The organism is Halalkalicoccus subterraneus, assembly GCF_003697815.1.
GTDB classification, from domain to species: Archaea; Halobacteriota; Halobacteria; order Halobacteriales; family Halalkalicoccaceae; genus Halalkalicoccus; species Halalkalicoccus subterraneus.
The window spans coordinates 48007-59666 of record NZ_RDQG01000023.1 but is presented as its reverse complement, the minus strand read 5'-3'; the positions used below and the strand labels follow the sequence as shown (position 1 = coordinate 59666).

Annotated in this window: 9 protein-coding genes; 8 read left to right on the top strand and 1 reads right to left on the bottom strand. The window is 65.1% G+C overall.

The window, feature by feature from the left end; genetic code table 11:
* From EAO80_RS06690 to EAO80_RS06680, 3 genes are all read left to right on the top strand, one after another.
* Window positions 1-1287: NADH-quinone oxidoreductase subunit L (locus EAO80_RS06690; RefSeq protein ID WP_122089157.1), on the top strand; the 1287-nt coding region annotated here is incomplete at its 5' end.
* The gene (locus EAO80_RS06685) at window positions 1288-2820 is read left to right on the top strand and encodes a complex I subunit 4 family protein (RefSeq protein WP_122089150.1); all 1533 of its coding nucleotides are present in this window, start codon (window positions 1288-1290) and stop codon (window positions 2818-2820) included.
* Window positions 2820-4325 carry an NADH-quinone oxidoreductase subunit N gene (locus tag EAO80_RS06680; RefSeq protein WP_245998497.1) on the top strand — a complete coding sequence of 502 codons (1506 nt, stop codon included), beginning with the start codon at window positions 2820-2822 and terminating at the stop codon, window positions 4323-4325. Before EAO80_RS06685 ends, EAO80_RS06680 begins: the two co-directional genes overlap by 1 nt.
* Before the next feature lie 72 nt (window positions 4326-4397).
* Here EAO80_RS06680 and EAO80_RS06675 read toward each other — a convergent pair whose 3' ends face one another.
* A complete protein-coding gene (locus tag EAO80_RS06675; protein WP_211330655.1) occupies window positions 4398-4796 on the bottom strand; it encodes a hypothetical protein in 399 nt (132 codons plus the stop codon).
* A gap of 96 nt (window positions 4797-4892) precedes the next feature.
* Here EAO80_RS06675 and EAO80_RS06670 point away from each other — a divergent pair, with 96 nt between their 5' ends.
* The 5 genes from EAO80_RS06670 to EAO80_RS06650 all read left to right on the top strand — a co-directional run bounded on the left by EAO80_RS06670 (window position 4893) and on the right by EAO80_RS06650 (window position 11616).
* Entirely contained in the window at window positions 4893-6368 is a 1476-nt protein-coding gene (locus tag EAO80_RS06670; RefSeq protein WP_122089148.1) for a DHH family phosphoesterase, read from the top strand.
* A gap of 42 nt (window positions 6369-6410) precedes the next feature.
* Complete coding sequence (locus EAO80_RS06665; RefSeq protein ID WP_122089147.1) at window positions 6411-7208, top strand: CBS pair associated ParBc domain-containing protein; 798 nt, start codon at window positions 6411-6413, stop codon at window positions 7206-7208.
* Between the two features lie 35 nt (window positions 7209-7243).
* Entirely contained in the window at window positions 7244-8566 is a 1323-nt protein-coding gene (locus EAO80_RS06660) for an MmgE/PrpD family protein (RefSeq protein WP_122089146.1), read from the top strand.
* Window positions 8567-8637: 71 nt separating this feature from the next.
* Window positions 8638-9837, top strand: a complete 1200-nt coding sequence (locus EAO80_RS06655; RefSeq protein ID WP_122089145.1) for an acyl-CoA dehydrogenase family protein — start codon at window positions 8638-8640, stop codon at window positions 9835-9837.
* A 72-nt stretch (window positions 9838-9909) separates the two neighbouring features.
* Window positions 9910-11616, top strand: coding sequence for a methylmalonyl-CoA mutase family protein (locus EAO80_RS06650; RefSeq protein ID WP_122089155.1), 1707 nt, complete (start codon window positions 9910-9912; stop codon window positions 11614-11616).
* Window positions 11617-11660 lie beyond the last annotated feature (44 nt).

Below are 11660 nucleotides of genomic sequence, written 5' to 3'. Positions count from 1 at the left end.
GGGGGAGTCATCGGCAAGTCCGCGCAGTTCCCGCTTCACACCTGGTTGCCCGACGCGATGGAAGGCCCGACGCCCGTCTCGGCGTTGATCCACGCGGCGACGATGGTCGCCGCGGGGGTCTTTCTGGTCGCGCGGATGTTTGGCTTCTACGCGCTGTCGCCGACCGCGATGGGGATCATCGCCTTCACCGGCGGCTTCACCGCACTGTTCGCGGCGACCATGGGCGTCGTCAAGGACGACATCAAGCAGGTGCTCGCGTATTCGACGATCTCCCAGTACGGGTATATGATGCTCGGGCTGGGCGTTGCGGGCTACGTCGCGGCGACCTTCCATCTGATGACCCACGCCTTCTTCAAGGCGCTGCTGTTCCTCGGAGCGGGCGCGGTCATCATCGCGATGCACCACGAACAGAACATGTGGAACATGGGCGGGCTCAAAGACGAGATGCCCGTCACCTACTACACGTTCCTGTCCGGCTCGCTCGCACTCGCGGGCATCCTGCCCTTTTCAGGGTTCTGGAGCAAGGACGAGATCCTCTACGAGGCGCTGATCGCCGGACTCGAGGATCCGGTATTGCTCGCCGCCTACGCGATGGGACTGCTCGCGGTGTTCTTCACCGGGTTTTACACCTTCCGGATGGTGATCCTCACCTTCCACGGTGAGCCCCGGAGCGATCACGCAGAACACCCCGTCCCGCTCGGGTGGAACACGAAGATCCCCCTCGTGGTTCTCGGGATCCTCGCGGCGGTCGCCGGTTTCGTTAACATGGTGCCGGTCGCCGAGCTCACGGGTGCGGACATCACGTACCTCTCGAACTGGCTCGACAGCGGGCCGGAGGAACTGGCCTACTCGACGTACACGACGACCGCAGAGGAGTTCGCCGGCATCCACCACGCCGACCTGGCGCCCTTCATCCCCGGCGCGATCGCGTTCGTCCTCGCGCTCGCGGGGGCTGGGACGGCCGTTGCGCTCTATCGCGGGCCAAACCCGACCGCTCATACCGACAAGCTCGGCGGGGCGAAGGACGTGTTGGTCGCGAACTACTACCAGGACGAATACCAGGTCTGGCTCGCCGAAGGCCTGACCCAGCGTGTCGCCCGCGGTGCGGACACGTTCGATCAGGGCGTCGTCGACGGCGTCGTCAACGGTATCAGCAGCGTGAGCCTGCTCGGAAGCGGACGGGTCCGCAGGCTCCAGAGCGGCGTCGTCACCAACTACGCCGCGTTGATCACGACCGCGCTGATCGTCCTGCTTGTGGCCTTCGGCATCTACGGAGGGTGGTTCTGAATGTTGATCGAGACACTTATCGCAGTCACGTTCGTCGCGGCGCTGGTGGTCTTCCTCACGCCGGAAGCCTACGCGCCGCAGGTCGCGTTCGCACTGAGTCTGCTCCCGCTCGCGGGCAGCCTCTTCATGTGGACCGGCTTCGACGCGAGCGGGAACGCCCTGCTCGAAGGAAGTACCGTCGCGTTCGAATCACAGGCCCAGTGGATCGCCCTTGATCCGTACGCGATCAACTGGTACGTCGGTCTCGACGGCGTGAGCTTCCCGTTGCTGGTGCTCACGACCGTCCTCGTCCCGCTCGCGATCATGAGCGCGTGGACGCCGATCACCGAACGGATCTCCCAGTTCTACGGGCTTGTACTGTTCATGGAGGCGAGCCTGATCGGCGTCTTCACCGCACTGGACTTCTTCGTCTGGTTCGTCTTCTGGGAGGCCGTTCTGATACCGATGTACCTGCTGATCGGGGTCTGGGGCGGTCCCCGACGGAAGTACGCCGCGATCAAGTTCTTCGTCTATACGAACGTCGCCTCGCTGGTGATGTTCATCGGCTTCATCGCGCTGCTGTTCGGGCTCGGGGACTCCGTGACGAGCTTCGGGATGCCCGAGATCACACAGGCGATTCACGCGGGCGAACTCGGCGGATTTGCCGGGCTCAGCGGGGACACACTCGCGCTCGCGGCCTTTATCGCGATCTTCTTCGGCTTCGCGGTGAAGGTGCCGATCTTCCCGGTGCATACGTGGCTGCCCGACGCCCACGTCGAGGCCCCGACGCCCGTCTCGGTGCTGCTTGCGGGCGTGCTTCTGAAGATGGGGACCTACGCGCTGTTGCGCTTCAACTTCACGATGCTGTACGACGTCGCGGCGACGCTCGCGGTACCGATCGCCGCACTCGGCGTCTTCAGCGTCATCTACGGGGCGATGCTCGCGCTGGCCCAACAGGACCTGAAACGGATCGTCGCGTACTCCTCGATCTCCTCGATGGGATACGTCATCCTCGGGTTGGTGGCCTTCACAGTATATGGGATCGGCGGCGCGACCTTCCAGATGGTCGCCCACGGGCTGATCTCGGGGCTGATGTTCATGGCCGTCGGCGTGATCTACAACGCCACACACACGCGCATGGTCGGCGACATTTCCGGAATCGCAGACCGGATGCCGATCACCGTTGGAATCCTGATCGCCGCGGCCTTCGGCTACATGGGCCTGCCGCTGATGGCCGGCTTCGCCGGGGAGTTCATGATCTTCCTCGGGGCGTTCCAGTCGACGGTGCTCCCGAGCGCGCCGATCTTCACCGCGATCGCGATGTTCGGCATCGTCATCGTTGCGGGCTACCTGCTGTTTGCGATGCAGCGTACCCTCTTCGGGGAGTTCCGTCTCGAAACGGACTACGAGGTCACGCGCGCGCCGCTGCACGACATCGTGCCGCTGTTCGTGCTGATCGGTCTGATCATCCTGTTGGGTGTGGATCCCGACATCTTCTTCACCATGATCCAGGACGCCGTTGATCCGATCGTCGAGCTCGGGGGTGGTGCCTGATGGTGACCCAGATGGCTCAGCCGCTGGTCACCCAGCCCTCGACGTGGATCGCACTCGCGCCGGTCGTCATCCTCGCGATGGCGTCGTTCGTGCTGTTCCTCGCGGACAGCATCGATCCCGGCGAGACGAACAACGGGCTGCTGGCGGGCCTCTCGCTTGTGGGTATCCTCGGCGCGCTCGGCGTGGCGGTGTGGTACTTCTTCGCCGGCGTCGGCGGGGAGGGGGTCTCGTTGCTCGGCGATCAGGTCGTCGTCGACGGGATGAGCCTGTTCTTCACGTTCGTCGTCACGAGCGTTGCGGCGCTGGTCGTCCTCGGGAGTTACGACTACCTCCACGACCAGCCCCACAAGGGCGAGTTCTACTCGCTAATCGTGCTCGCTACGACCGGGATGGCGTTGATGGCCAACGCCAACAGCCTCGTCGTCGCGTTCATCGCGATCGAGCTTTCCAGCCTCTCGTCGTTCGCGCTGGTCGCGTTCCTCAAGCACAACCGCGGGAGCGTCGAAGCCGGCCTGAAGTACTTCCTGATCGGCGCGCTCTCCTCCGCGATCCTCGTCTACGGGATCAGTCTCGTCTACGCGACGACGGGCTCGCTCCAGCTCGATGCGGTCGCTGCGGGCGTCGCCGAAACGGACAACGTCGGCGTTCTCGGTGTCGGCGTACTGATGGTCGTCGGTGGGGTCGCTTACAAGACCGCCTCGGTGCCGTTCCACTTCTGGGCGCCCGAGGCTTACGAGGGCGCGCCCGCACCCGTTAGCGCCTTCCTCTCGTCGGCCTCGAAGGCCGCCGGGTTCGTGGTCGCCTTCCGCGTGTTCGTCGAGGCGTTCCCGCTCGACGTCCTCACCGGACTGGGCATCGACTGGGTGCTGATCTTCCAGGTGCTCGCGGTCGTGACGATGCTCGTCGGCAACTTCGCCGCCGCGATGCAGGAGAACGTCAAGCGGATGCTCGCCTATTCGTCGGTGGGCCACGCCGGCTACGTGCTGATCGGGCTCGCCGCGCTCGGCGGCGGTAACGACGTCGCAGTGATGGGCGCGGCGATGATGCACCTGCTGGTCTATGGCTTCATGAACACCGGCGCGTTCCTCTTCGTCGCGCTCGCGGAGTACCGCGGCGTCGGGCGGACCTTCGAGGACTACAACGGAATGTGGCGACAGGCACCGATCGCGAGCGCCGCGATGACGGTGTTCCTGTTCAGCCTCGCGGGCCTGCCCATCGGCGGCGGGTTCCTCTCGAAGTACGTCCTGTTCACCGCGGCGATCGGTGCGGGCTACTGGTGGCTCGCCGCGGTCGGGGCGCTCGCCAGTGCGCTCTCGCTGTTTTACTACTCGCGGCTGGCGAAGGCGATCCTGATCGAGGACCCGATCCACGAGTTCGACGTTTCGCGCCAGCCGATGGGGCTGTACGCGGCGATCATGATCGCCGCGATCATGACGATCGCGCTGCTGCCGGCGTTCCCGGTCGTCGACCTCGCGCAGGCCGCTGCGGCCGCACTGTTCGCCTGAACGGCCCTTTTCGTCGATCGAAATCGATCGTTGATACGACCTACCGAATCGCAGGATCGAAAAGTGTCGCCCTCAGAGGAGTGGGACGTACTGGTGGCGTTTGTACAGGTACAGTAGGCCGAGCACCGGCTGAAGCGGCAGAAGAACGTAGCCGATGATCCCTCCGATCGCCCAGAGCTTCGAGTTCGGTTCCCAGCCGTCCGTTCGCCGATCGCATCGTTTCGAGTCGAGATAGAGCAATACCGGAAACGCGACGTACAGCGCGATGACCGCGGCACCGAGCGTCATGATCCCGGTCATGACCGGAACGAAGACGATTTGTGGTAGATCGCTGAGGGCGGCCGATCCGAGAACGACCGGGATCGACAGCAGAGTTGAAACGACGTGTGCACCGATCAGGTAGGCATACACCGACTGACTGTCCAGTGACTTGCGCTCCGATGTGACCCGTGTCTGACTCGCTCCCATCATCGATACGTACGGTCCATGTCTCCAAAAGACCGTCCCTCCGGGACCGACCGTGGAGACGGTAGGCTTTAGCGCGTCGGTGGGTTACGGCGTACTGTTATGGTCTCTCGACTGCTCCTCGGGTGCGGTGCCGGGACCGTCGGCCACGCGCTGGTCGAGCGCGCACGGGAGCAGGGCGGGACGGTCCACGTGGTCACGCTGGATCCCGAACAGCGCGAGTTCCCCCAGCGCGACGTGACGATCACGGCCGCCGATCCGGCCGATCCGTCGATACTCTCGGGAATCGAGGGATCGGTCACGAGCGTCTTCATCGGAACCGACTCGCCGCGGCGCAACGTCGAGATCGCGCGGGCGGCGAGCGAAGTCTTCGAGTCGATCCCGATCGTCGCGTACGCCGGCGACGAGCCCACTGCCGACGACCGCAAATCGCTCGAAGCGCTAGTGGGGACGGTCCTCGACCCATCGGAAACCCTCCGGGAGTACACCGCGAGCGTCATCACCAGTGGATCCACCGCACGTGCGCGCCACCTGCGCGCGCTGGTAGGACAAATGGAGGGCGACCTCGGCGTGATCCTCCACGACAACCCTGACCCGGACGCCATCGCGAGCGGGGTCGCACTCGCGCGCCTCGCCCGCTCGGTTGGCACGGACGCGGGCGTGTATTACTTCGGCAAGATCTCCCACCAGGAGAACCGCGCGCTGGTCAACGTTCTGGACCTCGAGCTGACCGCACTCGACGAGCCCGCGGCGGCGGAGGCGTTCGACGCGATCGCGCTCGTCGACCACTCGCTGCCGGGAGTCAACGACCAGCTCCCCGAGGAGACGCCGATCGACGTCGTGATCGACCACCATCCATCGCCGGGACCGGTCGAGGCGCGCCACCTCGACGTCAGAAGCGAGGTCGGTTCGACGAGCACGATGCTCGTCGAGTACTTCGACGCCCTCGAACTCGCCATCGATGAGCGGCTCGCGACGGCGCTGTTATTTGGCATCCGTACCGACACCAACGACTTCTCGCGGGGGGTCTGCCGGCTCGATTTCGAGGCGGCAGCCACCCTCCTACCCTCGGTCGACGTGGGGACGCTCGACCAGGTCGAACGCCCGACGATCAGCCCCGAGACGTTCGAAACGCTGGCGCGGGCCATCGAAAATCGGCGGGTCGAAGACGGTGTCTGTACGTCCTGTATCGGAACCCTCCGGGACCGCGACGCCCTCGCACAGGCCGCCGATCGGCTCCTCAACATGGACGGCATCGTCGCGACGCTCGTCTACGGGTTCGTCGACGGGACGGTCTACCTCTCGGCGCGGGCACACGGGCCGACGCTCGATATCGGCGAGACGCTCCGGGACGCATTCGACCAGATCGGTAGCGCGGGCGGGCACGCGGGAATGGCGGGCGCACAGATCCCGCTCGGATTCCTCGGCGAGGAGAGCGAGGACAACGAGGAGCTGTTGACCCAGATCGTCGGCGAGGTGATCGACGGACGTTTTTTCGAGACGCTTTCGGCACGCACCGAGGGCAGTACTCGGCTGACCGACTCGCCCGACGAATGGCCGGCGGTCCGCCGGCGGTAGCGTGAGCGTGAGCCTTTTGCGACCGGCCTCCGTCTGGACGCTATGAACGGCGGCATCACCGATGGCAAACCCCGGGTCAACGAGTACATGACTCGGGACGTAGTGACGGTCTCCCCGGATGCGAACGTCGGCGAGGTGGCCACGCGGATCGCAGAAAGCGACGAACACAGCGGCTTTCCCGTCTGTGACGGCCGGCGCGTCGAGGGGTTCATCAGTGCCCGTGACCTCCTGCTCGCCGAGGATGACGAACCCATCTTCAAGGTAATGAGCACGGATCTGGTCGTCGCTCATCCCCGGATGAAGGTGACCGACGCCGCACGCGTCATCCTCCGATCGGGCATCCAGAAGTTGCCGGTCGTCGACGACGCGGGCAATCTGGTAGGGATCATCTCGAACGCCGACGTGATCCGCAGCCAGATCGAGCGTGCGACCCCCGAAAAGGTCGGCAAGCTGATCCGCACCCTCGAAAGCATTCACGACATTGCCGTCACGGAGGAACGCCGGACGATCTCGCTTTCGGAACTCGTCCCCACACAGGGGAAGGTCTACGCGGACGAACTCGAAGGGCGCAAGTACGAGCTCGAACACGGGCTAGCAGAACCGCTGGTCGTCATCGACGTCGACGGGCGGCTCCTGCTCGCCGACGGCCACCACCGCGTCATGGCGGCCGACGAACTCGACGTCGAAGAGATGGACGCCTACGTGATCGTCATCGACGAGGAACTGGAGCTCGGGATGGAGCGAACCGCCCGCCAGGAGGGACTCACGTCGATCGGGGACATCGCGGTCGTCGATTACGCGCGCCACCCGCTCATCAAGACGACCAAACGCCTCCAGTAACCCCGTTTTATGGCCGGACCGCCCGAGGGACGGGTATGGCTAGCACACGGTACCCCATCGAATCGCGCCTGGCTGCGACCGTCGCCGAGACGGACCCCGACTCGATAGGCGACTCGACGACCGAGCTCGTCGAACGGGCGTTCGTCGATACGGTCGGCGTCACGCTCGCGGGGCTGTCGACCGATGTGGGGCGTTCGGTCTCGCGGTGGCGTCCCGACGGGGGGCTGGTGGACCTCGCCGGGCGAGCCGAGCCGGAGTACGCCCTCGCGCTGGGGGCGGCGGGGCACGCGCTCGATTACGACGACCTCTCGTGGGCGATCGACGGCCACCCGAGCGTGGTGCTCGTCCCGCCGATCCTCGCGCTGGCCGGCGAGACGACGGCGAGCGGCCGGGAGGCCGTCGCCGCCTACGTCGCGGGATTCGAGGTCATGAGTAGAGTTGCCGCACCGATCAGCCCCAGCCACTACGAGGACGGTTGGCACGCGACGGCCACCTTCGGGGCCTTCGGCGCGGCCGCGGCGGCGGCGTGGCTGCTCGATCTCGAGTCCGAGGAGACGCGAAACGCCCTCTGTATCGCCGCCTCGACGCCCGCGGGGCTGAAGCGCAATTTCGGCTCGATGACGAAGCCGCTGCACGCAGGCTTTGCGTCCCGGTCGGGACTCACCGCCGGGCTGCTCGCACGAGACGGCGTCACCGCCGACAGCGAGTCGATCGGGGGTGCGGGCGGCTTTCTCGACCTCTACGGTGAACCGAGCGAGGTCGAACCACCTGCGGGACGGTACATCGACGAACGGGGGATCCACACCAAGGCCTATCCGTGTTGTTACTTCACCCATACCGCCATCGCCGCGATCCAGTCGCTCGCGGACGAACACGACATCGACCCTACTGGCGTCGAGTCGATCACCGTCGAGGCCTCGGCTGGTGCGGACGACGCGCTTTCCCACTCGGATCCCGAGACGGGTCTGGAGGCGAAGTTCTCGATGGAGTACGCCGTCGCGAGCGCGCTCGCGCGCGACCGGGTGGATCTGGCGACGTTCGAGGAGCCGGCGCTGTCCGATCCGACCGTCGAACGCCTCCGAAAGCGGGTCTCCTTTCGAACCGATCCGGACCTCGCCTACGACGCTCATACCTCTATCGTTCGGATCGAAGGGGGAGGGACCGTCGAGCGCCGACAGGAGAACCCGCCGGGCACGTACGGACATCCGCTCTCGAAGGATCGCCGCCGCGCGAAGTTCCTCGACTGTGCGACCCGGACGCTTCGTGAGGGGCATGCCGAGCGACTGTACGAAAACCTCGAGGAGTTCGCTACGGTCCCCTCGTTGTCCTCGCTGCTCGACGTCTCGGACGCGCTTTGAGCGTTCGTCGAGCAGGATCGGAACGGTCGGCCATCCCGTACGCGTATAGTGATGCGGCGGCTACTCTGACCATGATCCAGCGTGACACCGTCGAGCTCTCGGACCAGCAGCGCCTCGTTCGCGATTCGATCCGCGAGATCTGTGCGGACTTCGACGCGGCGTACTGGCGCGAGAAGGACGGAGAGGGCGAGTACCCCCACGAGTTCGCCGAGGCGCTCGCCGAACACGGCTGGTTCGGTGCGCTGATTCCCGAGGAGTACGGCGGGGCGGGGATGGGCACTCCAGAAACGGTCGTGATGATGGAGGAGATCGCCGCCAGCGGTGGCGGATTCAGCGCCGCCCAGTCGGTCCACGGCGGGATCTACAACTCCGTCTCGCTCGTCGAATACGCGAGCGAGGAACTGAAAGCCGCCCTCCTCCCGAAGGTCGCAAGCGGCGAGGTCTCGATTCAAGCCTTTGGGCTCACCGAACCGAACGCGGGGTCGGATTCGACGGCCATCGAGACACGCGCCCGAAAGGAGGGCGACGAGTACGTGATCGACGGCCAGAAGATCTGGACCTCACGGGTCGACGCGAGCGACTATCTGGTGTTGATGGCTCGAACTACCCCGAAGGAGGAGGTCGAAAAGCGAACCCGAGGGATCTCGATGTTCCTCGTCGATATCGACGAAGCACTGAGTGAGGGTACTCTCGAACTCGAGGCCATCGAGAAGACCGCGAGCAACGCCGTTCACTCCTACGAATGCTGGTTCGAGGGGCTTTGCGTCCCCGAAGAACGGCTCATCGGCGAGGAGGGGCGCGGGTTCTACCAGATGCTCGACGGGCTCAACGAGGAACGCCTCGTGATCGCCGCCGAGTGCGTGGGGCTGGGGGAGGCAGCCCTCGACGCGGGCGTCGACTACGCCAACCAACGGGAGGTGTTCGGGCGATCGATCGGGACGAACCAGGCGATCCAGCACCCGCTGGCGGCGGCCTACGCGCGGGTGCAGGCGGCGAAAGCCGTGGTCTACAACGGGGCGAACGCCGTCGGTTCGGAGGCGGGAGCCGACCTCGGGGCGCGCGCAAACGTCGCGAAATACCTCGCGAGCGAGGCGGCCTTCGAGGCGGCCGACGCGGCGGTCCAGACCCACGGCGGGTTCGGGATCGCCCGCGAGTACGACGTCGAGCGCTACTTCCGTGAAGCGCGGCTCACGCGGCTGGTGCCGATCACCCAACAGCTCGCGCTCAACTTCCTCGGCGAGAACGTCCTCGGACTGGAGCGGTCGTACTGATCATCTCTTCTCGACGCGCTGTCTCCTCACGGCCCGGAATCCTTAATGGACGTCCCGGCAAAACTGGAAGGTATGTACGACGACGACGAGCTCTCCGAGATCCGTGCCGAGCGGACCCGTTGGGAGGATTCGACCCTTGAGCCGGTAGTGGAGCGCCACGGCGAGCGAAAAGACCGTTTTGCGACCGTCTCGAACCTCGACGTCGATCGGCTCTACACGCCCGCTGACGTGGCGGATCTCGACTACGACGAGGATCTGGGATTTCCGGGCGAGGAGCCCTATACTCGTGGTGTCTATCCGACGATGTACCGGGGCCGGACGTGGACCATGCGACAGTTCGCGGGCTTTGGCACCGCCGAAGAGACCAACGAGCGCTTTCACTACCTGATCAACGAGGGTCAGACCGGCCTTTCCGTAGCGTTCGACATGCCCAGCCTGATGGGCAAGGACTCGGACGATCCCCTCTCGGAGGGCGAGGTCGGTAAGGAGGGCGTCGCCGTCGATACGTTGCGCGACATGGAGGTACTGTTCGACGGGATCGACATCGGGGAGGTCTCGACGAGCTTTACGATCAATCCCAGCGCTGCGGTGATCTACGCGATGTACGTCGCCTTGGCCGACCAACAGGGCGTGCCCCGAGAGGAGGTGCGTGGAACCCTCCAGAATGACATGATGAAGGAGTTCATCGCCCAGAAGGAGTGGGTCGTCCCCCCGGAGCCGTCCCTCAAGGTCGTGACCGACACCATCGAGTTCGCTATCGAGGAGACGCCGAAGTTCAAGCCCGTCTCGATCTCGGGCTATCACATCCGCGAGGCGGGTTCGACGGCGGTTCAGGAACTCGCCTTCACTCTCGCCGACGGTTTCGCCTACGTCGAGGACGCGATCGAGCGTGGACTGGAGATCGACGCCTTTGCGCCCCAACTCTCCTTTTTCTTCAACTCGCACAACTCGATCTTCGAGGAAGTCGCCAAATACCGTGCGGGCCGGCGAGTGTATGCGAGAATCATGGACGAGTGGTACGGTGCGGAGGACCCCCGCTCGAAGCAGATGAAGTTCCACACGCAGACGGCGGGCCAGTCCCTTACTGCTCAACAGCCACTGAACAACATCGTACGCGTAACGATTCAGGCGCTTGCCGGCGTTTTTGGGGGAACGCAGTCGCTCCATACCAACTCCTTCGACGAGGCGCTCGCGCTCCCCAGCGAGGAGGCCGTGCGGGTCGCCCTGCGAACCCAACAAATCATCGCCGAGGAGTCGGGTGCCGCGGACATCGTCGACCCCCTCGGGGGGAGCTTCGCCATCGAGGCGCTCACCGACGAGACCGAGCGCCGGACGATGGAATACCTGGAGGAGATCCGCGAGATGGGCGACGGATCGGTGCGTGACGGCGTCCTCCGCGGGATCTCGGAGGGGTACTTCCACCGCGAGATCCAGGACGCCTCCTACGAGTATCAGGAGCGCGTCGAAGAGGGCGAGGAGGTCGTCGTCGGTGTCAACCGCTACACTCTCGAAGAGGACACCAGCCCCGACGTGCTGCACGTCGACGAGCAGGCCGCCTACGACCACCAGACCGAACGCCTTCGGGAGGTCAAGGCCGAACGCGACGCCGCGGCCGTCGAGTCCCATCTCGATTCGCTCCGCGAGGCGATCCGCGAGGGCGAGAACGTCATGCCGGTCATCGTCGACGCCGTCAAGGCCTATGCGACGATGGGCGAGATCATGGCCGTTTTCGAGGCCGAGCACGGTTCCTATCAGGAAACTGCCGGACTGGCGCGGTAACTGCTCTCGAACGCCGACGAAAACGTATATCACTATTTGTGATA